This window comes from Desulfobacterales bacterium (assembly GCA_034003325.1).
In the GTDB taxonomy this organism is placed as follows: Bacteria; Desulfobacterota; Desulfobacteria; order Desulfobacterales; family JAFDDL01; genus JAVEYW01.
Map to the genome: position 1 here is coordinate 153,456 of JAVEYW010000007.1, position 24,244 is coordinate 177,699.

At 52.2% G+C, this 24,244-nt stretch carries 25 protein-coding genes; 7 read left to right on the forward strand and 18 right to left on the reverse strand.

What is annotated here, in order from left to right; all coding sequences use genetic code 11:
- Positions 1-2: 2 nt before the first annotated feature.
- Both RBT11_09645 and RBT11_09650 read left to right on the forward strand, forming a co-directional pair.
- On the forward strand, positions 3-551 hold the full coding sequence (locus tag RBT11_09645) for a DUF3343 domain-containing protein (GenBank protein MDX9787029.1): 549 nt from the start codon (positions 3-5) through the stop codon (positions 549-551).
- Positions 536-1,408, forward strand: a complete 873-nt coding sequence (locus tag RBT11_09650; GenBank protein ID MDX9787030.1) for an NAD(P)H-hydrate dehydratase — start codon at positions 536-538, stop codon at positions 1,406-1,408. Before RBT11_09645 ends, RBT11_09650 begins: the two co-directional genes overlap by 16 nt.
- A gap of 9 nt (positions 1,409-1,417) precedes the next feature.
- Here the strand turns inward: RBT11_09650 and RBT11_09655 are convergent, their stop codons facing one another.
- Complete coding sequence (locus RBT11_09655) at positions 1,418-2,095, reverse strand: zinc ribbon domain-containing protein (GenBank protein MDX9787031.1); 678 nt, start codon at positions 2,093-2,095, stop codon at positions 1,418-1,420.
- A 544-nt stretch (positions 2,096-2,639) separates the two neighbouring features.
- Between RBT11_09655 and RBT11_09660 the strand changes: the two genes are divergently transcribed.
- Positions 2,640-3,689, forward strand: coding sequence for a GGDEF domain-containing protein (locus RBT11_09660; GenBank protein ID MDX9787032.1), 1,050 nt, complete (start codon positions 2,640-2,642; stop codon positions 3,687-3,689).
- 71 nt (positions 3,690-3,760) lie between these two features.
- On the opposite strand, the gene ilvC is transcribed toward RBT11_09660, so the two are convergent.
- Positions 3,761-4,816, reverse strand: a complete 1,056-nt coding sequence (gene ilvC / locus RBT11_09665) for a ketol-acid reductoisomerase (protein MDX9787033.1) — start codon at positions 4,814-4,816, stop codon at positions 3,761-3,763.
- 224 nt (positions 4,817-5,040) lie between these two features.
- Between ilvC and RBT11_09670 the strand changes: the two genes are divergently transcribed.
- Both RBT11_09670 and RBT11_09675 read left to right on the forward strand, forming a co-directional pair.
- Entirely contained in the window at positions 5,041-6,336 is a 1,296-nt protein-coding gene (locus RBT11_09670; protein MDX9787034.1) for a (Fe-S)-binding protein, read from the forward strand.
- A gap of 133 nt (positions 6,337-6,469) precedes the next feature.
- Positions 6,470-6,940 carry a universal stress protein gene (locus tag RBT11_09675; protein ID MDX9787035.1) on the forward strand — a complete coding sequence of 157 codons (471 nt, stop codon included), beginning with the start codon at positions 6,470-6,472 and terminating at the stop codon, positions 6,938-6,940.
- A gap of 49 nt (positions 6,941-6,989) precedes the next feature.
- Here the strand turns inward: RBT11_09675 and RBT11_09680 are convergent, their stop codons facing one another.
- From RBT11_09680 to RBT11_09700, 5 genes are all read right to left on the reverse strand, one after another.
- Positions 6,990-7,640: a TIGR00730 family Rossman fold protein gene (locus RBT11_09680; GenBank protein MDX9787036.1), complete on the reverse strand. Its 651-nt coding sequence runs from the start codon at positions 7,638-7,640 to the stop codon at positions 6,990-6,992.
- Positions 7,619-8,545 carry an FAD-dependent oxidoreductase gene (locus tag RBT11_09685; protein ID MDX9787037.1) on the reverse strand — a complete coding sequence of 309 codons (927 nt, stop codon included), beginning with the start codon at positions 8,543-8,545 and terminating at the stop codon, positions 7,619-7,621. The genes RBT11_09680 and RBT11_09685 overlap by 22 nt, the downstream gene beginning before the upstream one ends.
- 47 nt (positions 8,546-8,592) lie before the next feature.
- The gene (gene gdhA / locus RBT11_09690; protein MDX9787038.1) at positions 8,593-9,942 is read right to left on the reverse strand and encodes an NADP-specific glutamate dehydrogenase; all 1,350 of its coding nucleotides are present in this window, start codon (positions 9,940-9,942) and stop codon (positions 8,593-8,595) included.
- Between the two features lie 22 nt (positions 9,943-9,964).
- A complete protein-coding gene (locus RBT11_09695) occupies positions 9,965-10,588 on the reverse strand; it encodes a cytidylate kinase-like family protein (GenBank protein MDX9787039.1) in 624 nt (207 codons plus the stop codon).
- A gap of 151 nt (positions 10,589-10,739) precedes the next feature.
- A complete protein-coding gene (locus RBT11_09700; GenBank protein MDX9787040.1) occupies positions 10,740-11,231 on the reverse strand; it encodes a hypothetical protein in 492 nt (163 codons plus the stop codon).
- A gap of 346 nt (positions 11,232-11,577) precedes the next feature.
- Between RBT11_09700 and RBT11_09705 the strand changes: the two genes are divergently transcribed.
- Complete coding sequence (locus tag RBT11_09705) at positions 11,578-13,431, forward strand: M3 family oligoendopeptidase (GenBank protein ID MDX9787041.1); 1,854 nt, start codon at positions 11,578-11,580, stop codon at positions 13,429-13,431.
- An 11-nt stretch (positions 13,432-13,442) separates the two neighbouring features.
- Here the strand turns inward: RBT11_09705 and RBT11_09710 are convergent, their stop codons facing one another.
- From RBT11_09710 to RBT11_09750, 9 genes are all read right to left on the reverse strand, one after another.
- Positions 13,443-14,084 (reverse strand): XRE family transcriptional regulator, encoded by a 642-nt coding sequence (locus RBT11_09710; protein MDX9787042.1) that lies wholly within the window; start codon positions 14,082-14,084, stop codon positions 13,443-13,445.
- Between the two features lie 111 nt (positions 14,085-14,195).
- On the reverse strand, positions 14,196-14,738 hold the full coding sequence (locus tag RBT11_09715; protein ID MDX9787043.1) for a nitroreductase family protein: 543 nt from the start codon (positions 14,736-14,738) through the stop codon (positions 14,196-14,198).
- Between the two features lie 66 nt (positions 14,739-14,804).
- On the reverse strand, positions 14,805-15,212 hold the full coding sequence (locus tag RBT11_09720) for a response regulator (protein MDX9787044.1): 408 nt from the start codon (positions 15,210-15,212) through the stop codon (positions 14,805-14,807).
- A gap of 254 nt (positions 15,213-15,466) precedes the next feature.
- Positions 15,467-16,369: a TIGR01777 family oxidoreductase gene (locus RBT11_09725; GenBank protein MDX9787045.1), complete on the reverse strand. Its 903-nt coding sequence runs from the start codon at positions 16,367-16,369 to the stop codon at positions 15,467-15,469.
- 205 nt (positions 16,370-16,574) lie between these two features.
- Positions 16,575-16,775: a hypothetical protein gene (locus RBT11_09730; GenBank protein ID MDX9787046.1), complete on the reverse strand. Its 201-nt coding sequence runs from the start codon at positions 16,773-16,775 to the stop codon at positions 16,575-16,577.
- A gap of 274 nt (positions 16,776-17,049) precedes the next feature.
- Complete coding sequence (gene ade / locus RBT11_09735; GenBank protein MDX9787047.1) at positions 17,050-18,828, reverse strand: adenine deaminase; 1,779 nt, start codon at positions 18,826-18,828, stop codon at positions 17,050-17,052.
- The gene (locus RBT11_09740) at positions 18,825-20,144 is read right to left on the reverse strand and encodes an amidohydrolase (protein ID MDX9787048.1); all 1,320 of its coding nucleotides are present in this window, start codon (positions 20,142-20,144) and stop codon (positions 18,825-18,827) included. The genes ade and RBT11_09740 overlap by 4 nt, the downstream gene beginning before the upstream one ends.
- A 42-nt stretch (positions 20,145-20,186) precedes the next feature.
- A complete protein-coding gene (locus RBT11_09745; GenBank protein MDX9787049.1) occupies positions 20,187-21,491 on the reverse strand; it encodes an amidohydrolase in 1,305 nt (434 codons plus the stop codon).
- Positions 21,484-22,311, reverse strand: coding sequence for a purine-nucleoside phosphorylase (locus RBT11_09750; protein MDX9787050.1), 828 nt, complete (start codon positions 22,309-22,311; stop codon positions 21,484-21,486). The genes RBT11_09745 and RBT11_09750 overlap by 8 nt, the downstream gene beginning before the upstream one ends.
- A gap of 195 nt (positions 22,312-22,506) precedes the next feature.
- Between RBT11_09750 and RBT11_09755 the strand changes: the two genes are divergently transcribed.
- The gene (locus RBT11_09755; GenBank protein ID MDX9787051.1) at positions 22,507-23,130 is read left to right on the forward strand and encodes a TrmH family RNA methyltransferase; all 624 of its coding nucleotides are present in this window, start codon (positions 22,507-22,509) and stop codon (positions 23,128-23,130) included.
- Here the strand turns inward: RBT11_09755 and RBT11_09760 are convergent.
- Together RBT11_09760 and RBT11_09765 are read right to left on the reverse strand one after the other, a co-directional pair.
- A complete protein-coding gene (locus RBT11_09760; protein ID MDX9787052.1) occupies positions 23,092-23,805 on the reverse strand; it encodes a single-stranded DNA-binding protein in 714 nt (237 codons plus the stop codon). The genes RBT11_09755 and RBT11_09760 overlap by 39 nt on opposite strands.
- 15 nt (positions 23,806-23,820) lie before the next feature.
- Positions 23,821-24,183 (reverse strand): cytoplasmic protein, encoded by a 363-nt coding sequence (locus RBT11_09765; protein ID MDX9787053.1) that lies wholly within the window; start codon positions 24,181-24,183, stop codon positions 23,821-23,823.
- Positions 24,184-24,244: the final 61 nt, after the last annotated feature.

A 24,244-nucleotide genomic window follows, 5' to 3' on the forward strand; every position in this document is an offset into this window, starting at 1 on the left:
CCGTGCGCAGATTTTTCGGAAAACCAAAACAGGCACGCCCCAAAAAGGCAAAAAGTGCATCCGTAAACTGTGGACTGCTGGTTTTTGAAAATACCAGTGACGTGATACACGCTGAAAATGTCCTTAAAAGGTCCGGTTGGACTGTTCGCGTCATGGGGCCACCGCCTGAAATTCAGACCGGCTGTGATTTGGTCATTGAATTCCCGTTGATAGAAGAGCTGAATATTATAAGGATATTGACCAACGCAGCGGTTCCCCCCCTTCAGGTAGTGCCGGTTACAGCGCCATTGCTTAAACCCGTCGACTTATTTCACACCAAGGATTTTGGCGATTATCTGATGGTGCGAGCGGCCAACATGAAAATCACCATCGAAAAAAAAAGCTTGAAAATTGTGAATATTTCAGGCGGCGGGTGTCCGGACGTGCCTTTTTTGGCGCAGGAAATGGTGGGCAAAACAGTGGCGGAAGCGCCCAGACCCAGAGACATAGGGCATACCCTCTGCGGATATGCCCTCGATCTCGCCTACGAGGCATTATGCAAAAAATGTTAGGCATTGTCGGTACGGTACCAGACCGTGAGTTTCCCCTGATTCACGGGAAAGTGTCCCTGGTCGACGGGAATATCACCATAAACACCCGAAAGATTACCGTCAATCGCGGCACGCCCGCGCTTCTGGCGGCAGCGCTAAAGGCTTCCGAATGCATCAAGGGTTCTGAGATATATGCCTTTTTGGTCGGAGATATCGGCAAAGGAGACGGCAGCCGTCACCTATATCAATTTCTGGCCAAGCATTTGCCCGATTTCGATTTTCAGGTGCTGACCTTTCATTATCTTCAACCGGATGTAGATTGGCATAACCGGGTTTTATTCGCGGTGGACACCATGAAACAAAGGCCGACGCTAATTGCCGATGCGGGATTTATGTATGCGGCAAAAATGAGCGGGCAGGCCCCCCTCTATGATTTTTTCACCCCGGATGTCGGGGAGTTGGCATTTCTGGCGGATGAGCTCGCGCCGCATCCCTTTTACACCAGGGGGTTTATTCTGCACCAAAACAATAGAGTGCCGGATCTGATTCGGCGAGCTTACCAACACGGTAACGCCGCCAACCATCTATTGGTGAAAGGCAACACCGATTACATTGTCACTGAAGACACAGTAATTGAAACCGTGGCGCACCCGTCCTTTGATGCCATGGAGGCTATCGGCGGTACCGGTGACACCTTGACCGGACTGCTGACCGTTTTTTGCGGTATGGGGCTAAAGCCGGCGAATGCTGCGGTGTCCGCCGCCAGAGTCAATCGTTGGACCGGCTACTATGCCACCCCCTGTCCTGCCACGCAGATTTCCGAATTGATAGATAAAATCCCGTTGGCTGTGTGGAAGGTGGCAGATGTTCACCCATAACCAGGCCGGTTACACCCCTGCCACTTCTTTGCCGCAATGTTTGCAAACGTTGGCCCGCTGCTTTATGATTTCCGAGCAGAATGGGCACTCTCTGGTAAAATGGCGCGCATGAATTTTATCAATGGCCTTATTCACCATCTCCTGAAGAAGGTGATTGCCGAATTTTAGGCTTCGAAGCGGGTCTATTGCCTCCAGCTCGCCGATATCGCCTATCATTTCAGCCGATTTAAGCCGAACGCGAACCGGCTCGCCGGCATCGGTCAATATTCTGAGCACAGTGACGCCATCCTTGGCAATATAACAGTCCGCCAACAGGGAAAATCCTCGTTTAATATTTTCCTTGAGCATCTCCTGCTCCATCACCACCTGATTGTCGATGGCTTGGCCCGAAGCGCCGATCGGGCTGAAAACCGGCATTCCTTCGAATTGTTCCGTCCCCGGATAGCACATACAACGATAAGATGAATTTCGCCCGTAGTTTTCTTTCATATTATTCCAGCCCTCGACATATAGCGGGCACTCATCATTAAAGCAAAGATAGAGATAAGGCGTTCCCCATCCCAGGCCGTCACCAACGTTGATCGGCGGCACTTCCCACAAGCTCATTTCATGTCCGCAGTGAGGGCAAAGGGGTTTTTTCTTATCTATCAGATCATGAAGGATTTCTTCCTTGGTTTCAAATGCCATTTTATTTCTCCTTGTTTTGAGGGTCAAAACCATGCATCGATGATTTCTGCGCCAATCTTGTTTCGATGATGCCCGGTGCATTACCGGAAAAATTAAGCGCACTTAGCGGTGTTGTCAATCAAACTCACCGGCCCCTTAAGCGATTGATGAATAATTTCAATTTGATGGTAGAATTAATAAATATGGATTCACCCATCAAAACAAATTGTCATCCATTTGACGACAAGGGGCAAGAAGGCGAGTTTTTTCCGATGATCGTCAAAAATTTGGCAGGCGATCCCCATCTTTGCCCCCATTCAAAATCGACGCTCAAGCCTGCCCGCCCTTCCCTTCAACGGCGCTAAAAGCGATTATAACTTTTGGGAAAACAACGGAAAAATATTCAGGTTCGAATAGGAAAAAATTGCCGAATTCCCGCGCCTATATTTGAATTGCCCCTTAAAGAACGGCATATTTCATCTTGGCACAAGGCTTGCTTATTACTCAATCAAACGCTTCTTCTTTCTCTCTCTTAAAGATGAGCTTATAAAAGGGAAAAATGCTTATGATACTGCCAATCAAACGGTTTTTTAAACATGCGGCCTCAGCAGCGCAGGCTCTCTGTGGTATGGCCCGGCAAATCGATTACAAGACCCTCAATCGATACATCCTCTCCATCAATCAGGGCCTGACCTTAGAAGCCATCTTGCAGGAAGCCGGCCGGTGTTTAAAGGATATTTTGAACTATCAACTATTTGCCTTTGCCGTTCAAGACAAACACCGGCTGGATATCTGGATTGATCCGCGTATCTATCAGGAACCCCTGAAGCGTGTGATTCAGCGAGATTTCGGGACGATCCAAAACCTAAAGGTTCATTCAATTTATGACCAAGCGCACCAGCCCCATGACTGGCTGACATTTCATGACCGGAACCTGCTTTCCTATTCCCTGATGGACGAAAAGTGTCTGGCGCGCATGTATATTCTACCGGAGCGATATATGCTTCCCCATCACACTGAAATCCTGGATATTATCACTAAAACGCTGGGTGTTGCACTGAAAAATTACCTAAGCATCAAGCGCCTGGAAGATGATGTGGCCTTAGATTCGCTGACGGGTTGTTACAACCGGCGGGAATTCGACCGTTTGATAAGCCACCACATCGCCAGCACAAAACGGCACAATCGGGATTTATCGATCATCATGTTTGATGTGGATCACTTTAAGCATGTCAACGACACGTACGGGCATCCGGCGGGCGACGCCGTGCTGAAAACCTTGTCACAGGCGATTTTAAAGGCTATTCGAAAAGAGGACTATCTATCACGGTATGGCGGAGAAGAGTTCATTGTGGTGTTGCCGGACACGAAAATGCCCCGGGCCATGGAATTGGCCCAGCGGCTTCAGGGCATTATCGAGAATCTTGACATTACGATTCCGGGCGGGCAGAAACTTCGAAAAACCGCTTCCTTCGGGGTCGCCACCCTACGCGGACACGATAACAAAGACAGCCTGGTAAAAGCGGCTGATACCATGCTGTATCAAGCCAAAGCCGCCGGTCGAAACCAGGTCATGCCCAAGCTTTATGCCGTAAAAACGAATAGGCAAAACTAGTCGGGCCGACAAGCGCCGGCGAAAGCGTTTTTCGCCGGCGCATAACACCCATTAACGACAGCAAACCCGGTTTAGCTTTTTTTTCTTCTCTCGGGCCGCAAGGAGCGAACCGCAGCACCGGCCCGCCACATTTCAGAATTTTTGATGGCATCCAATTCCACCTGGAGCTTTTCGCGATAATCGGGCTTGCTGTTCAAATCGAGCGTCCGCGCGGTTTCTTTTCCGGTGATGACGCTGTGATAAAGATCTTTGAACAACGGCAATACCGCATCCCGGAACTTGGGCGCCCAATCCAGGGCGCCGCGCTGAGCCGTGGTGCTGCAATTGGCGAACATCCAATCCATGCCGTTTTCAGCGACCAGGCGAATAAGACTCTGCGTCAGTTCTTCCACGGTTTCATTAAAGGCCTCACTGGGAGAGTGCCCGTTTTGTCGAAGTGTTTGATACTGAGCTTCCATCACCCCCGCCAGGCATCCCATGAGAACCCCACGCTCACCCGTCAAATCGCTGTAAACTTCTTTTTCAAAGGTGGTGGGAAAAAGATAGCCGCTTCCGATGGCGATTCCCATGGCCAACGTTCGCTCTTCGGCCCGTCCCGTATAGTCCTGAAATACCGCATAGCTCGAGTTGATACCGCTGCCGTCCAGAAAATTGGTGCGTACCGTGCGACCCGAACCCTTTGGTGCCACCAAAATGACATCGATATTGGCCGGTGGAATAATGCCGGTCTGATCCTTGTATACCGCGCCGAATCCATGAGAAAAAAACAGGGCGTCTCCCTCATTCAAGCATTCTTTGACCTTGGGCCACAACGCCACCTGGCCGGCATCGGAAAGCAGAAACTGAACGATGGTTCCCCTGCGGGCAGCCTCTTCAATTGAGAAAAGGGTCTTTCCGGGAATAAATCCGTCCGCAACAGCCTTATGCCAGGAGGCGGTCCCTTCCCGCTGCCCGACCATGACGGCAATGCCGTTATCTTTCAAGTTCAATGCCTGCCCGGGCCCCTGAACTCCGTAACCCAGCACCACGACCGTTTCATTTTGAAGAATCGCCCGCGCCTTTTCCAAGGGAAATTCTTCTGATGTCACGACGTCTTCCACAGTGCCGCCAAAATCAATTTTAGCCATGTGTTCCTCCTGATAATTGGTTTGTCCCGGTTACGCCCACTCAGGCCGAATCGAAAATATGTTACCAGACTGATTAATATCAGATTGATACCCAATGTTGCAAAACAAGCAACCATTTTTCATAGGCTCCCGCCCCTTTTTTGTCAAAAGAAAGTTTCCATATTTGAAAGCTGATTCCCCGGCAAGTTGACACGTCCCGTATACCGTTGTAAAGCTGATTTGCCATGACACCCGCCATTCATAACATCGCCGAATCAATGATCGGCCTTGAAAAGCTGCTTTCGGCATGCACGCGCTGCGGATCATGCCTAAGCGTTTGCCCGGTGTACCAAATTACCGGCCACGAGGCGGATGTCGCCCGGGGTAAGCTCGCGATGTTAGACGCGCTTGCCGACAAACTGTTTGAAACCCCCGCGGGGGTTATGGAAAGGCTCGATCGCTGCCTGCTGTGCGGATCATGCGCGCATCACTGTCCGGCAGGGGTGAACGTGTTGGAGATTTTTTCCAAAGCACGGTTTATTTTAAAGGGGGTCATGGGACTCTCAGCCGTTCACCGGGCCGCATTGAAACAGATTCTGGCGGAACCGAAGCGTTTTGACAGGGTGCTGTCCGCTGCCGCCAGGGTTCAAAACATCTTCTTGGGGAAAACGGTATGCCAGCGTGAAACCGTATCGATTCCCATCGGCCCGACGCGCATTCGGGACCGGCATATGGTGCCGCTGGCCCCCGCATCTTTTCTCGACAGCATACGAAAAGGAGCGCTACCGGAGCAATCGGCCGGCCGCCCCGGCATGCCCCGAGTAATTTTTTTTGCGGGATGTTTGACGGATAAATTTTTCCCCGACGTTGCTCAAACAGCAACCGCCGCGCTTACCCATGCCGGGGTTCACCTCTTTATTCCGCCGCAGCAGGGATGTTGCGGCATGCCGGCGGTATCCATGGGGGATTCAACCGCTTTTGCCCGTCTCATGCAATACCACGTCTCCCTGCTCTCATCGCAACCCTATGATTATCTGGTGACAGCCTGCGCCACATGCGCCGCCATGATCAAGACCCTGTGGCCGAAGCTTTCCCGAATCGTTTCCAAAAATTTGGCGACCCAAACCACCGCGATTTCCGAAAAGACCATGGAGATCAGCCAATTTTTAGTCCATTTGAACGCTATTCCGAAAAAGGCGCCGCCCGTTGAATCAGAACCGATTCCCATCACCTATCATGACCCGTGCCATTTAAGCGGATCATTAGGGGTCTTCAAAGAGCCCAGGCAATTGATACGGGCCATTCCCGGTTATCGTCTGGTTGAAATGGAGGGGACAAACACCTGCTGCGGCATGGGCGGCATCTTTAATTGGCGGCACTACGATTTATCCATGCAAATAGGCAATCGAAAACGGGAAAAAATATTAGCGACCGGTGCCAAGATAGTTGCCACTTCCTGCCCCGCCTGTATGTTACAGCTCAAGGATTTACTCGCGAATACCTCCCCCGGAATAACAGTAAAGCATATTATGCAGTTATAAGCCAACCACTTGTTTTTTTCTTGTCATACGGCGTCTATTTGGCAATAATGAATATGATGCAACTTCACGGGTGGAATCATCGCTTTGGCTTAATCATATTAAACACTTTACCAAATCATGCAGGAGGTGGCCTATGTCGCAAAATATACTGATTGCTTTTGATGACTCGGAAAATGCCATGCGCGCAGTTGAATTTGTTGGTGCAAAGTTCAACCCCAAAAACAAGGTGACCCTGTTTCATGTGCTCCCCGACACGGCAGCCTTATGTGAATTGCATAGTCCCGAGCTTACGGAGTTTTTTGTAGCACAACAAAGCAGTTTCTGTGTATTGGAAGCCAAAAAAAGGCAACTGATTGAAGCGGCAATGGAAAAAGCCAAGTCGTTGTTGATATCAAGTGGATTTTTATCCGCAAATATCACCAGTACGATTCAGACCAGAAAAAGCGGAATTGCCCGAGATATATTGGCCGCCTCGGAGGACGGCTTTGATACGATCGTGTTGGGGCGACGCGGGCTTTCCGGCGTTCGTGAGTTTTTTCTCGGAAGTGTTTCTCAAAAAGTGTTTAATTCCGCAAAAAACTTATCCGTAGTCATCGTAAATTAATTTGGTTGTTGCCCGCATGCGATCTTGTGAAGCCGGACCAGGGGCATCTTCAGAGCACTATGGTTTGCTTGATGGCTTTGAGGATTTCCTGCGGGTCATCCATAATTTTCAGAATATCCATGTCTTCCGGGGATATCATTTTATGGTCCAGTAACTGCTCCCTGATCCAATCGGCAAGACCGCTCCAATAGGCAGACCCCACCAGGATTAAGGGGAAAGGACGGATTCGCCGGGTTTGTATCAACGTAACAGCTTCGAAAAGCTCATCTAAAGTTCCCATGCCCCCCGGAAAGATAAGGTAAGCCGTGGCATATTTGACAAACATGACCTTTCGGATGAAAAAATATTTGAATTCAATCTTGATATTGGCGTAGGGATTCGGTTTTTGCTCAAATGGAAGTGAAATATTCAATCCCACGGAGGTGCCGCCGGCTTCGGCGGCGCCTTTGTTGGCTGCTTCCATAATGCCTGCGCCACCGCCCGTAATGACGGCAAACCCGTTTCTAGCGAAAAGCGCCGCTGTTTTCTCTGCGATTTTATAAAAAGGATCTCCCGGTTTTGTTCGGGCCGACCCGAAAAAGCTGGCCGCCGGTCCGATATCATGCAAAGATTCCACGCCCTCCACGAACTCACCCATAATTTTGAACAGCCGCCAGGCTTCTCCGAGCTTGATATCGTCTACAATATATTGCTTTTCCATTGCCCCCTCAATTTTTTCGCATAGGAAGCCGCCTCTATGCCCGCCACACATCCCTCACCAACCGCCTTGGCAATTTGCCAAGGCGGGCCACAGATATCCCCGGCTGCATAAATACCGGGGAGATTGGTTTCCTGCTTCCGATTGACACCGATATACTTCATCTCATCATCCAACCGAATACCGAGGGACAAAGCAAGCTCCATAAGGCCTTTGGCGCCCAACTCGATAAAGACACCACTGACCGGAAGGGAAACGCCATCGCTTAAAAGCAACGCGTTGACAGCGTCGCTGCCGATAATGGCTGTTACACCGGTTGTCTCGTGAAGCACAATCCTGCTGTTTCTGACTTTTCTTTCAAGCGATTCGGATAGGTTCATTTGGTCGCAGACCAAATGGACCGTGCCCGCAATCTCGGACAGTGTCAAAGCACCGTCCGCGGCAGCACTTTCGCAGCCGATCACCGCGACAGTTTCACCTCGAAAAAAATTGCCGTCACAGTCCACGCAATAGCTGACCCCTTTGCCGAGAAGCTCCTTTTCACCCGGGACTCCCAATTGGTTTCGATACGTTCCGGTCGCGATAATGATCGTTCGGGTTTCAATTTCACAGCCGCTTTCAGTCAATACCTGGTATCCCAACTCTTTCGGCGTAATCCGCAAAATATCTTCTTCCAAAAACTCGGCGCCAAAAGCATTGGCCTGAATACGGCCGGTTTTCAGCATTTCTTCCCCTGACACTTTAAAAATAAAGGCGAAGTTTTCCACATGCGCCTTGTACGCGCTGCTGCCGCTTTCCTTTCCCAATACGATGACAGCGGCCTTTTTTCTTGCCGAATGGATGGCCGCCTGAATTCCGGCAGGCCCTGTCCCGAGAATAACCACATCATATAATTGTATTTCCGCCATTTTTCACCCCGGTATACCGCCTTAAGCCATCAATCGCGTTGATTCCGTTACACAATCCCCTGGTCCATCATGGCCGACACAATGCGAACAAAACCGGCAATATTGGCGCCGATATGATAGTTCGCCGGCGCACCATGCGCGGCTGCAATATTCAGGCAATTCCGGTGAATGGTTTTCACAACGGTCTGTAGCCTGGCATCCACCTCCTCCCGCGTCCAGCTGAGGCGCATGCTATTTTGAGCCATTTCCAGGCCGGCCACTGCAGCGCCGCCGGCACCGGTTGCTTTTGCGGGGGCATGCAATATATTCTTATCATGGAAAATGCGTACCGCTTCCGGTGTGCACGGCATGTCGGCCCCTTCCGCGATAACTTTAATGCCCTGATTAATTAAATGATACGCATCTTCCTCGCCGATTTCATTTTCGGCGGCGCAGGGAAAGGCGCAATCCGCCCAGTGGTTCCATAACGGATTGGTGTTTCTTTGGGGATCAAACGGGGTATAGCTCGCATTTGAATACTCATGTGCGTACTCGCTGATCCGTGCCCGCTGAATGGTTTTAAGGTTTTTAACAAACGCCAATTTGCCATGATCCAACCCTTCTTCATCGTATATATAGCCGCCAGAATCCGAAAGGGTAATGACCTTTCCACCCAGAGAAATGATTTTTTCCGCGACATGAAGCGCGACATTTCCCGCCCCTGAAACAAGGCAGGTCTTTCCGGCAAGTTCTTGGTTGCGCGTCGCCAGCATTTCCTGGGCAAAATAAGCCACACTGTAACCGGTGGCTTCGGGTCGCATCAGACTCCCTCCCCAGGAAAGGTTTTTGCCGGTGAAAGCCCCTGAAAATTCGTTTCGAAGCTTTTTATACATGCCGAAAAGATAACCTATTTCTCTCGGACCAACGCCGACATCCGCGCTGGGAATATCCGTATTGGGCCCCATATGCCGAAAAAGGGTGCGCATGTACGACTGGCAAAACTGCATCATCTCGTTATCCGATTTGCCTTTCGGGTCAAAATCGGAGCCGCCTTTGCCACCACCTAAGGGCATCGTGGTCAAAGCATTTCTCATGACCTGCTGAAGGGCAAGAAATTTCAGAATGCTCAAGTTAACAGACGGGTGAAACCGCAGGCCACCCTGGTATGGACCCAAGGCGCTGTTCATGCCGATTCTATACCCTGTATTGACGTGTACCTCTCCCCGGTCATCCATCCAGGGAACACTGAAAATGATGACAAGCTCCGGCGCTGTGATTCGCTCTAAAATTTTCGCTTTTCCGAACTCCGGATTCTTATCCAAAGCGGGCCGAACCGAATCAATTATTTCCTGAACGGCTTGGTGAAATTCTATTTCTCCGGGGGCTCGAAACCTGAGCCGGTCCATGAATTGTTGCACGAAAGACCTCCTCCAAAAAAAATCAAGCGGCCGCTTTTTTGGCCTCAACCAACCTGATCACCAAGTTGACGGCTTGATCCATACTCAGTTTGGACAAATTCAATACCAGGTCATAATAATACGGCTGATCATAATCTTCATGATGAAAAAGCTTGAGCAACTTCATTCTCCGCTTGCTCTGGCGATTCACGGCATCTGCGGCCGCACTGGCAGACAAATCGTATCGCTTCTGCATAAAGCGATTGCGATCCTCTTGATCCGCCACGCAAAGTATATGCAGGGTATTGGGTCGGTTCTTCAGAATAAATTGTGCGCCCCGCCCCAGAATAATCGTATTATCCTTTTCCGCCAGGCGCGGTATGATTTCATTGAGCAAGCGCACATATGTCGGACCGTCCATGTATTTTCGCTGACTATCAAAAATATGATCGATAAACCGCTTCGGGGAAAGACGTCCGGAGTTTTTAAGCCCGTCAATCCCCTCGGATTCAAACGCTTTTATGCTTTCAGTGGAAATCTTGGCTTGTTCCGCCATTGAATCGATGATCTCTTCATATACGAACTTGTACCCGAGTTTTTCCGCCACGACTTGCGCCAACGTGTGACCGCCTGAACCAAATTGTCTGGAAACTGTGATAACGGGCATCGAAACCTCCTTTTGCTAAATTTATGAATGAAGTTAACTGTATAGGCATTTCAAAACCGGGTCAAGGCCGAAATGGAGGCCGTTCCGAAATATCGGTTCGATTTGATTTGCAAAGGCGTGATTTCAGTTCGATGAACGGGTTGCCGGCTCTCTACAGAGACCAAACTCTGAATGCGATAAGATTTTGGAAATAGATGGTCTCCACCGGATGCGAAAGTTTATTATTCACGAGGGCTGTCAGGTCACTTTTCAAGGTGGCCATATTTCTTTGACGAATATGAGCCGCCATTCGACCGCCCGTGCCAGTGATAATCTCATTTTTTATAAGGGGAAGCATACGACTCAGACTTTTCTCCTGATATTTGTCCTTACAGGGAATCAATATTCTCAATTCTAAAAAGGTCTGATCGTCAAGGTTGAATGACACCTCACAGGGAACATAGGCGTAAGGATAATCAGCAGATGCATCGAAGAAGAGGGCTTTGAGGGTTCGCTGGCCGACTCCGGAGGTTGTTACCGCCCAAATGGCAAAGAACATGGATACTATGTAGACCACTAAAAACCGCCGGAAGGTCTTGGTAGCCATTTTCCGGGCAATCGTTTCGCCCAGCAACGACGAAAGGTCATTTCCCCACTTTTTCAAGATCCCCCCTCATACCGGTCTTCGGAAATTCAGGCTTTGTTGGCCATTCAATGCGATTTTCTTTTCGGAAAATCGCTGCGATTATCATACATCGGTACGGATCATGACATAGCGAAGCAATAACAGTGCCAGTGTGATCATATTTTTTTCTTTGATTATCAAGAGGTTGCTTTTTGGCCCAAAATGTGATTGTTATTCATGGCATGTTCCTGCCAAATATGGGCGGCATAATGAACATTTTATGGCACTTAAAGGCAGGGAATGGCAGTCGAAGCCCTCAGAGTTTCTCCTGCCGCTTCGATTAAACCCGGAAGCGCTCTCTCGGGCTAATAGGGATTCAATGGGAATGCGTTCCAACAACATCGGCAAACATTCAGGCGAAGATGCTGGCGGCGGGCAATGGGATCTGACCGCATTTTTTCAGGATTTTCACAGCCCGCATTTGGTGACCTTCAAACAGGCCTTACATGCGGATATCTGTGCCTTGCTCACGGACGCGGCCGATATGCCCGCGCCGACACCTAAGAATGCCGCCAAATGGGAAGCGCTTGTTCTTCGCGCAGAAGATATCGGCATGCGCACAGAGCACTTATCCGCCTATATCGACGCGTTGTCAGCTTGCGATGCCGCCAATGAAGCCTACGGACAAGCCAAAGGCGATCTGAACATCGTGACGGCCGGAATCGAAAAGTTCAAGGTGTTGTTGGGCCAGGCATTGAACAGCGCCGACCCCGGTTTTCTCGGCCCATTTCTGGCAAGAGATCGACTTCGGGAGATCTCCTATGCGCTGGACCGGTTGCGCCAAAACGCATCCCTTCGCATGGATCAGGAAAAAGAGGCGTTGGCCGCTGATCTGAACATTGACGGGTTTCACGCCTGGGAGCGTCTCTACCATGATCTGTCCGGCAAGCTGACCTTTACCATGACCTTTCCGGACGGTCACCGGGAAACACGTCCGATGGCGCAGTTGCGCGGGCTTTTGGCTCACCCGGATCACCGAATCGGGCGCGCCGCGTTTGAAGCGGGAAACCGGGCATGGGCCCGCGAGGCCGATAGTTGCGCCGCCGCGCTTAACGCCATTGCCGGCGGCCGCTTAACGTTGCAACGGTATCGGGGAATTGATCATTTTCTATCGCCCGCCCTGTTCGACGCCGGCATTCAAAAAGAAACCCTGGCCGCCATGTACGAAGCGGTTTACGCGCACCTCAATTTGGCTTCGACGGTTTACCGACTCAAGGCAACCTATCTTCAGCGCAAGGGAATTTGGTTTTTCGAAAGAGAGGCGGCGCTACCCCTGCCAAGCGCCGGCAATATCACCTGGACAGAGGCCCTCGCGATGGTCCGGAACGCTTTTGAATCGATGTACCCGGAATTGGGCGATTATTTTTCCCGCATGGTCGATGCCCGATGGATCGAATCAGCGCTTCGCCCCGGAAAACGTCCCGGTGCGTTTTGCATTCATTCCAAACTGATTCGGCAACAGCGCATCTATATGTCTTTTTCAGGCACCCTGGCGGATGTCCAAACGCTGGCCCACGAAGCCGGGCATGCCTGGCACGGGCACTTGATAGGCAATTTGCGTCCCATGGCCCAACGATATCCCATGCCCATTGCGGAAACGGCATCTATTTTTTGTGAGCGAATTCTCACTCGATCGCTGCTGAATGACCCCCGCCTCGACCCTATCGAAAAACTGCACGTGCTGAATGCCGAGCTATGCAGCGCGGCAGTCCTGCTTTTGGACATTACCTGCCGCTTTGAATTTGAAAAACGTTTTTATGAAGAACGGCAAGAAGGGGTGGTTCCGGTTTCCCGGCTTAAGGAGATAATGTGCTCGGCGCAGCACCGGATTTATGGGGATATTCTTCTCGATAACGGCGCGGACCCCCTGTTTTGGGCTTCCAAGCTTCATTTCTATTTCACGGATGTCGCGTTTTATAATTTTCCTTACACCTTCGGTTTCTTGCTGGCTTTGGCGCTGCACCGGCGCTTTGAGCAAGAGGGCAAGGCGTTTCTTTCACGGTATGAACTGTTTTTGAAAGAAAGCGGCAGTGCTTCGGTTGAAACCATGATACAGGCACTTTTCGGCGTCGATATTCGCCGGCCGGAATTTTGGGCCGAGGCGATTCAAAGTTTATCCACGCAAGTGGATGCTTATTCAGAACTGCTTAAAAAAAGCATGAGAAACCATGCGGCATGATAACGTCATCTTCATTCAACAGCGTAAATCACCGCTAAAATCGTAGCCGTCCCTTTTTCGGCAGCAAGCAGATGGGGCGTTGCGGAATGGTAGTAAATGCTGTCACCGGGCGCCAAAATGACGTGGTCTTCTCCAATCTTTGCGGTGACAGACCCTTCCAAGACATAGATAAATTCTTCGCCATCATGAAGGCTCACGGCTCCTTCCGGATTTTCCGCCAGCGTTACCATCAATGCTTCCATGTGCCGGCCTTTTACATCCGCGGCGAGGCTTTTATATGAATAAAGGTGCTGCTTCCCCTTCTTTCCGGTAGAGCGCTGAATGGTTTTTCGATCCGTTTTTCGCGTAACGGAAAAGGGCTTATCGCCTTCGCCGGAAATCACATTGCCAAACGCACTGTCCATGGCCTTTGAAAGCCGGATAACCGTTCCTAGCTGGGGTTGAACTTCCTTATTTTCAATATCTGAAAGCAGCGCCTCGTCAAAACCGGTCATACCCGCCAGGGACGAGAGTGTGATGCCCTTGGATTCCCTGAGTTGTCGGATTTTATCGCCGATGGCGACCGTTTTTTCCAGCCGCTCCGGTCGAATGTCGCCGGTCAAATCGTCCAAATAATCAAGATGATTCCGAGGGAGTTCCTGATCGATTCCCATGGTTGCCTCCTGGTTTATGGGGGGCCGGTTGGCCCAATCGTTACAAAAAAATGCCGGGCTGTACCTAATCAACCGTTGTTGTGTTCCCTTTTTGGGAGATGGTCCTCACGATTAGAATGTTTCGTAATGGGTAAATTCCACCGGCTCCCGTCGTTTGGGGGCGGATGGAATTCTGGCCGGATACCCGACGGGAATCAGGGACACCAGCTCAAAGCCATCGGGCACCTTTAAAATCGCTTTTGCCTGATTATGGTCGAATAACCCGGTAATCACCGATCCTATCCCCTGATCTTGCGCAGCCAGGCATAGGCTCTGGGTAAAAAGGCCCAGGTCAAACAGAAACCAGTCCCCGAATTTGGTCGTAACTTTTTCTTTATAAAAACCGGAGCTGTTCAGTTTTCCGCAGATCGCCAACACCACGGGGGCCGCAGCCATGGATTTCCATGCGGGATTGGTTTTTTCCATAGCACCTTGAAGCTGCCGCTTCAATTCGAGGTCTTTGACCACGATCACTTCCCAGCACTGCGAGTTCGCCCAGGAAGGGGTCCATTTGGCCGCGTCTAAAATATGGGATAGAACCGCTTCCGGAATCGGTCGATCTTCATAATTACGAACACTTCTTCGGTCTCGAATCACTTCACTGAATTCAGCCATGAAACATACCTCCTTGCATGCGGGTTTCGATTACGGACGCTCCCCCCACCGGAAACAACCGGGCATTCAAATGATGGATTGAATCAGTTGAATCAAGTCCTCGGCATCAGGGGGCTTTTCCACATACCCCTCGGGTGTATACGAATTATCTCCGGCGACCGGATTCAATAATTTGACGTAATGAAAAAAAGTTTTTTGAGCGATGGCGGAAAGCATGATCACCGGCGTGTCTTTCAACACGGCATCAGACTTGAATTGATGAAAGGTATGAATACCGTCTTCGATTTTCGGCATCATGACGTCCAGTATCACCAGATCCGGCCGATGATGCCACGCCATTTCAAGCGCCTGTTGACCGGTTTCCGCGGAAATTGCTTCATATCCGTTTGTTTCCGCAACAGTGGAAACAAATATCCGCATATCCGCCTCGTCATCCACGACCAGTATTTTTTTTACGGAATGCTTCGCTTTCATGAGTTGCCTGGCCCTTGTGACGCGACCGAATCTCTGTGACAGTCGCAATGTTTTTCGCCGCAATGGGAACAGATATATTGCGGCACCGTATCAGCGGCTTTCTTTCTCTTGGCGTTAACCGACCAAAATAAAAATACCACCGTCATTACGACCGCCAACGTGATTAAAACGATCATCAAGAATCCTCCTGCCCCGGATGATGAGAAGCACCCGGCCTTTTCACTCGTGATTTCTCCATTTTTCCCAAACGGCTATCAGTTGTTTACCAGGTCAAGCAAGGCGGATTCAATATCCGGAAAGCGGAAAGTGAACCCTGCTTTCAGTAAATTCTCCGGAACCGCCCGGGTACTTGACAGCAGAACGTCGACAAGTTCCCCGAGAAGAAGGCGTATCATAAACTTCGGCGCGGACATGATTGCGGGCCGGTCCAGCACCCGGCCGAGCGTTTCGGCCAGCTCGGAATTTCGAACCGGTTCAGGTGCGCAAAGGTTGAACGGCCCGCGGGCATCCCGTTCTTCGAGCAAAAAATGAATCGCACGAATCAGATCCGCCATATGAATCCAGGGGAACCAATGGGCACCGTTGCCCATCGGACCGCCAACAAACAGCTTAAAGGCCGGTTCCATCTTTGCAAACGCGCCGCCGCCCCTTCCCAGCACAACACCCAATCGCATGAGGGCCACCCGGACGCCCGGACGCTCCGCTTTTAATGCTTCGGCTTCCCAGTCCCGGCTTAGGGTTCCCAGAAAATCCTGCCGCCAGGGTTCGGATTCCGTCAGAATATCCTCCCCGCGATCCCCATAATACCCGACCGCTGATGTGCTCAGAAACACCATTTCCCGATTTTCGGGAATCGCGGAAACCAGGTGGCGGGTGGTCAACACGCGGCTGTCATACATCAGGCCTTTATAGGAATCATCCCAACGGTGAAATATGGACTGGCCGGCAAGGTTTATCACCGCATCGACTTGAGACACCGTTTGCTGCCAATCCCCCTCGACAGTTGTGTCAGCCGCCATGTATTGAAACTGCGAATGGTCAATCCCCTTCGGATGAGGACTTCTTCCCAAAGCAATGACCTGATGACCGTTTTTCAGCAAGTGCTGCGATAAATACCGTCCCACGAAACCCAGCCCGCCAGTGACCAATATTTTCATGGACATTCTCCCGTGTTTTTCGCGCAAAGGCATGTCAAGAACTTAAGCAAACCTATTTTGTAAATCTAGCAGAAGCGCCATTGGAGGTCAACCGGTATAAAAGAGGCGCACCATAAAGCAGGGCTTTCCTTGCAGCTAAGTGCAAGAAATAAAAAAAAACGGGGCAACATCTTGAAATGAGGCCCCGTAACTTGTTTTGTACGAATTAGTGGCAGCTGCCGGTCGTGCTACAGGAACCACATGCGGTGGGCGGTCCGAAATCCAAACCGCAGTCAAGTTTAAATCCGTTTATCAGAAAATCGACTTTAATGGGTTTGGCCTTTTCCATCAGGCTTTTTTCCACCAGATAGGTAAACCCATCAATCACATATTTTTCATCTCGATCCGTTGGCTCATCCAGAGCCATTGCCAGTCCCGGCCCCGCTCAGCCGCCCTGGTTAAGGAAAATCCGAATCGGTGTCGGCGTTTTTCCCTTAAAAAATTCGCCAATCTGTGTTGTTGCTGATTCCGTTACATTAAGCATGAGTGCCTCCTTAATAAATATGGCAGGGGGGAATTAAGATGTCAGCGTTCCCTGCTCTGAAATATGGGCTTAAAATAACGGCAAGAATCGAGTTTGTCAATGTGCATGCGAAAACATATCGAATTAATATATATGAAGCGCCCGACATTCATCCGCTTTAACGGCGACATGGGGCTTGATCATCGTTTCGGCCAATTTCCCACGGCAGGAAGGCCGAGTCAGGGTGGTTTTGGAAGAGCGGCACGATCTTAAAGGAAGCCACATCCACCAGCCCCAAATCGGTGATTTTCAGATCGGGGATAACCGGAAGCGCCAGAAAGGAAAGCGTCATAAAAGGATCAGAAAGAACAGCACCCAGGCTTCTTGCCGCCAAGGTGAGTTCATCCAGTTTGTTTCGAACCACCGCCAATGGCTCCCCGGACATGAGGCCCGCCACCGGTAGCGGCAATTCGCAAAGGATTTGACCCTCGCAGGCGACGGCCAGACCGCCGCCCATCTCTATAATGCGGGCAAGCACTGTGTTCATATCCGTATCGTTTTCGCCCACCAAAATGATATTGTGGGAGTCATGCGCCACGCTGGCGCCGATAGCGCCGCGCTTCAGCCCCATGCCCCGCACAAACCCCACACCGACATTGCCGGTTGCCTTGTGACGCTCCACGACGGCGATTTTTAACAGATCGCGACGGGTATCCGCCACCGCCCTGTTCTCCTTAACGGATACCGGCACAAAGGCTGCGGTGGTTACGATCTGATCCGGAATGATTTGAATAACGCGAATATCGGTCCCTGCCAGGGGAATGGAAAAATCGGGCTTGCTGATTCCCACGTTCATGGCCGGCGGCGGGGGCGGAAGGGTCGGAAACAAAATGCCCGGCAGGACATACCCATTCTCGACGGACAAAATGCCGCCCGAGTAAACCGATTCGATCTTAAGATTTGAAAGATCGGAGAGAACCACCAGATCCGCCCTTCTGCCCGGCCCGATGGCACCCGAATGCGATAAGCCGAAATATTCGGCCGGATTCAACGTGCCCATTCGAATGGCGGTAACAGGATCAAGCCCGGCCTGAATCGCCCGGCGGATGAGGTCATCCACATGCCCTTTCTCCAATAGATCCTGCGGGTGACGATCATCCGTGCACCACATCATGCGGTGGCAGTCGCCCGCGTTGACCAAGGGAAGAATATCGAAAAGATTTTTCGCGCCGGTGCCCTCGCGAATCATGATGTGCATCCCGGCCCGCAGCTTGTCCCGGGCCTCTAAAGCGCTGGTGCACTCGTGATCGCTGGCGATGCCGGCGCCGATATAGGCATTGAGCGCCTTTCCGGAAAGTCCGGGGGCGTGCCCGTCGACCTTTTTGCCGTGCGTTTCTGCTATCTCGATTTTTTCAAGAACGGCAGAATCCCGGTGAATCACGCCGGGAAAATTCATCATTTCGGCCAACGCGAGGATTCGCTCGTGCGCCATCAGAGGCGATAGATCCCCGGCCGCAAGACGAGCACCGGCGGTTTCCAATTCAGTCGCCGGAACACAGGACGGCAGCGTATAATACACATTGACCGGCTGGCCTTCGGCGGCGTCAAGCATATACCGAATCCCGGCGATGCCCAGAACATTGGCGATTTCATGGGGATCAGCCACCACAGTGGTGGTACCCCTTGCCAGCACGGCCCTGGCAAACTCGCTTACACTCACCATGGCGCTTTCGATATGAAGATGGGGATCGATAAATCCGGGCGCAACGATTTTTCCTTTCAGGTCTACGACCTGTTTCGCCGCATAGTCTCCGATGCCCACAATATGGCATCCGGCAATGGCAATATTTCCGGGAAGCATTTCACCTGAAAAAACATTGACGATCCGCGCATTCGTGAGAAGTAAATCAACCGGCGTATTCCCACCCGCCGCTGCGATGAATTGCGTTTTGGTCATGACTTGCCCCGCGCGATCACGCGCCCCCACGCACTGGCTCGCTTCAGAATGTCTTCCACATCAAGGTCCACAAGCTTTCCGTTTTTCACCCGCCATTTCCCCGCCACCATCACCTCGCGCACATCCGCGCCTTTGGCCGCATACACCACATGGGACACCGGTGAGTACATCGGGGTCAGATGGGGTTGCCGGGTATCGATCAAAATAAGATCCGCCTGTTTTCCCACCTCAAGAGAGCCGATACTATCCGCCATTCCCAGCGCCGCAGCACCGCCCAGGGTCGCAAGACGCAGCACGCTTTCGGCATTCAGGACGGTCGGGTCGAGAAGATGTGCCTTGTGCAGCTTGGCCGTCATGTCCATCTCTTGAAACATGTCCTGGTTGTTATTGCTGGCGCAGCCGTCCGTGCCGAGTCCTACGGTAATGCCGGCAGTTAGAAAGGCGGAAATGGGGGCGATGCCGGAGGCCAGTTTCATCTCGCTTTCCGTGGTAACCGAAACCGGCGCATTTTGTCGGGCGATAAGGGCGATATCTTCCGCATTCACCCAAATGGTGTGCACCAGAAGCGTTCGCGCATTCAGCACGCCCAGCCGATTCAGGTAGCCGATGGAAGAAGCGCCGTGCGCTTCCTGAATTTGAACCAACTCCGTCTGCGTTTCGGCCGCGTGAATCTGAAACAAGCTCCCTTTTGCCTCGGCCGCGGCTTTGGCCTTTTGAATGGTATCGGCGCTGCACGTGTACGGCGAATGACAAAAGATGGAAGGGGTAATTAGCGGTGATCGGTTTTGCCATTTTTCCATAAACCGAACCGCATGGGCCACATTGTCCCTGGGATCGGGTACGCCCGGCGCCGGAAAATCGATGACGCCCTGGCCCAAAACCGCGCGCATGCCTGCTTCCAAAACCGCCTGCGCCACGACATCTTCAAAAAAATACCCATCGCAGCAGGTGGTGGTGCCGGAAAGAAGCAACTCCGCACAGGACAACAACGTCCCGGCCCGAACCGAATCGGGTGCCACGTGGGCCGCCTCGGCCGGAAACATGTGCTCGTTCAGCCACGTCATCAGCGGCAAATCATCGGCAAGCCCGCGAAACAGCGACATGGGAAGATGCGTGTGCGTATTCACCAGGCCGGGAAGCACGATAGCGCCCTGCGCATTCCTTATTTCCCCGGCTTCCAAAGGGATGGAATTCTCCTCACCGATATGAACGATCCTCCCTTCTCGAATCCCGATGACGCCGTTTTCAATGATGTCGAAATCCGGATTCACCGTGACAAGGGTGCCATTGGTTATCAATGTGTCAACATGCATCATTTCACCGATCCCGTCTTTCCCCCCTTAAGGTGGGGGCCATGCTCACCGCTTTACGATTTCCCGCACCTCTTGCATGACCGTATTCACATCCATGGTCAGAAGATGTCTATTCTCCATCACGACCCGGCCGTTAATGATGGTATGCATCACATCGCTTCCGGAGGCCGCATACACCAGATGGGATTCGGGCCGGTACATGGGCGTAAGGTGGGGCTTTCGGGTATCGATCACGATGATGTCCGCCTTTTTCCCGGCGACCAAGGACCCGGTGACGGCATCAAGCCCCAGTGCGGCCGCGCCGTTCAGGGTCGCCATGCGAAGGGTATCGGCCGCGGCCATGACCGTGGGATCGAGCGCATGAACCTTGTGAAGTTTGGCGGCCGTATCCATCTCCCGGAACATATCGAGATTGTTGTTGGAAGCGCACCCGTCCGTGCCAAGGCTCACGCAAATGCCCGCATTCATGAGCTGCGGCACCGGCGCGATGCCCGAAGCAAGCTTCATATTGCTTTCCGGGTTATGGGCCACCTTTACCTCATGGGCCTTTAGAAGTGAAATATCCTCATTTTCCAGAACCACGCAGTGACAGGCCAGCAGTCGGGAGGAGAGCACGCCCAGGTTCGCCAGATGGCGCACGGGCGTCACCCCATATTTTCCCCGTATCTGTTCTACTTCGCTCTGCGTTTCGGACACATGAACCACCAACCGAAGATTCATCTCCTCGGCCATCCAATGGCCCCGCTGCAAGAGATCGGGCGCGCACAAATAGGGCGAGTGCGGCTCTATGGCGATAGAGACCAGGGGATGATCCTTCCATTGGGTCGCAAGGGATCGGCTGTAGGCAAAACCCTTTTCCAACTCACCGTAATGGGGAGACGGAAAATCAAAAAGCACTTCTCCCACAATAGCCCGCATGCCGGCATCCGCGGCAGCCCGCGCCACCCCGCCCTCAAAGAGATACATATCGCAAAAGCAGGTGGTACCGGACAGTATCATTTCCGCGCAGGCCAGAAGGGCGCCCCAATACACCTTTTCTTCGGTCAGACCGGCTTCGGCCGGAAAAATATGGTCATTTAGCCAGCTCATGAGCGGCAAATCGTCAGCAATGCCCCGAAAAAGCGTCATGGCGGCATGGGTATGGGTATTGATCAATCCCGGCATGATAATGCCGCCCCGTGCGTCGATATGCCGTTTCGCGGTTTTCCACGGGCTATTTGACGCGGGGCCCACCCACACGATGCCGTCATTTTGAACCGCCACCGCGCCGTTTTCGATTAAGGGCGCGCGCGAATCCATCGTCAGCACGGTGCCATTTGAAATCAGCAGATCCAGCGGAGTCTCATTCATCGATTTGTTTGATTACCTCCTGAATCATCTCTCCCATTTTCGTCGCCGCCCCTTCGGCGCACGCAATGATGTCCGCCACCGACGCCGGCTGAGGGGAATCGGGGGTGTGCACATTGGTAATGGTGGAAAGCCCCAAAATCCGCATACCGGCATGGCCGCCGCATATAACTTCCTGTACCGTGGAAAAGCCCACGGCATCGGCGCCGATGGTGCTTAAAAACCGAACCTCCGCCGGTGTTTCCAGAGAAGGCCCGATCAATCCGGCGTAAACCCCGGTTTGCATGCCGGCGCCACAGGCCCGGCCCACCTGTCGCGCCAGGGCTGCGAGCGTCGGGTCATAAACCCGGCTCATGTCCGGAAACCGCTCTCCCCAGCCGTCTTCGTTCGGCCCGATCAGCGGGTTATGGCCGGTGAGGTTGATGTGATCCGCGATGACCATCAGATCGCCCGGTGAAAAGGCCGTGTTCAGCCCGCCGGCCGCATTGGACAAAATAAGATATTTTACACCCATAGCCTGCATGACCCGCACGGGAAACGCCACTTCCCGGGAAGTATAACCCTCGTATAAATGAAACCGGCCCTGCATCGCTATCACCGGTTTTTCGGCCAGACGCCCCAGCAACAGCCTTCCGGCATGACTCTCCACCGTGGAAACCGGAAAATTTGGAATTTCCCGGTACGCAAACGCGGCATCGATTTCGACCTTCGCCGTGCTTTCTCCCAGCCCGGTGCCGGTCATCAGGCCGATTAAGGGCGCATTGCGGCTATATCTTTTTAAAAATTCGGCTGTTTCAAGAACTTGTGTCCCGTATTGACTCATGCAATCGTCTCCGGTGTCATCAAAAAATAATTAGGGTGCGGCCATCATAATCAACCCGAACACCGCCGTCAAGCTGCTCTCGGCGCATTCGCCGGTCTTGCTTGCCCTGAAGGGCGCCATGCGGTATAAGCCCTTTCATTCACCCGTGCAGTCCCTAACGATTGCCCGTTCGGAAACGGCAAGGAAACGCTTCGAATGACCATCAGACAATTCAGAAGAAGACTTCAGAACCAGCGAAAACATGCGCTTCGCAGTTTCGAGCGCCACCGCAGGAAAAATCTTCTCGCGACGCCCGGAGAATACGCATACATTATCGTTCTCGACCAGTTAAAACCGACCTTCAATATTGGAAAGATCTTCCGCAGCGCCGAGGCTTTCGGCGCTCACGAAGTGCATGTCATCGGCACGCCCTTTTTCGACCCGACGCCTGCCATGGGGTCCTTTAAATGGGTGCCGGCCCGGTTTCACGACACCTTTGATGCGTGTTACCAGACCTTGCGCGAACGCGGCTATTCGCTTTTCACGCTGGATCCATCAACCGGAACGCCGCTGCCCGAAACAACCCTGCCGAAAAACAGCGCCTTTATTTTCGGCCATGAGGAGTTCGGCATCAGCTTTGACCCGCTTGACTATGAGGGCATCGCTTCCCTTCGCATTCCGCAATTGGGAAAGGTGCAAAGTTTAAACGTGAGCATCGCGGCGTCCCTGGTGATGTATGAATACACGCGCCAGCATGGTCCGCCGCGGACGCAACCGGCTCCTATTCCCGCAACGGCGGACTTAATCACGGATAATCCCGATCGCTCTGAACTCTTCTGAAATGATCTTTTCCCATCCCCGGTTGGCCTTTGGGTTGGCGGGGCTCGGGTGTGTGATTTTCCCAACCGTGATCTTCGTGTCCGAAAGGGCGATGGCCGCCCGTTGCGCGGCAAATTCACCGATACCGATCACATAGCGGGGAGAAAAATAGGCGGCGGTCTCGCGAAGCGCCCGGTCGCAGATGGCCAATAACGGCTCGCGTTCCGATTTGGGCAGGTGGTTCGGGGTGATGTTTTTACCGCTTTCCGCCATAAATACCAGCGGGCAGTAATTGGCGACGAAAAATCGGCTGAAAAAAAGATCCGGCGTATTAAATTCCTTTTTCGCCCATCCCCACAGCCGTCTGCCGCTGACCTCGCTTCGCTTGCAGGCAAATCCCTCCACCGGCCGCCTGGGATGCATGGATGCGGGCTGATTCACCGGTGCGCGAATGCCCAGCCACTCGGTCACGGCGGCCACCTCGCCGAAGGGAACCCCGGTCTGGACCATTCCCCATGGACCCGGATTCATACCCAACAGCAAGACTTCCCGCGGCGCACGACCGTATCGCTTCAGATAATGTTCGTGCGGCGCGCGGGCATATACCAAGGGATTATACACATGCGTGACGGGCAAGGAGAAACTGAGCGCCGAAACCGCCTTCACCAGTTTCGCGATGATTGTCTCAAACGCCATCGGCTCGAATTCGTTTTAGCGCCCCGGCACAATAATCCGAGAATCGCTTTGTTGCTGTTGTTTTTTTTGCATTTCCTGCATTTTCTGGAACTGCTCGATCATTTGCGCCATGGCTTTTTCCATCGCCGCGGGAAAGACGTGAAGCGCTTCCTCGAAGCTATTGGCCTCCAGCATCGCCTGAAGCGGCAGCGGCCCTTCGGGGCTCATCAGTTGCGTGGAGCCGACATATTGCTCCGTGCGGCTATCATCCCGTGAGCCGTCCGGCTTGATGGGCACCAGCCGCCGAATGGAGGCCACTTTCATATCCGTAATATTCTCTTCCCGGTAGAGATTGTCTTGGTTTACCGTAAAATCGATTCCCTGATTGCCTTGCGCCATAATATTTATCCTTTTCGTAAACAGGCGGTTAATCAAATATGTGCCGCCTCATACCATAATC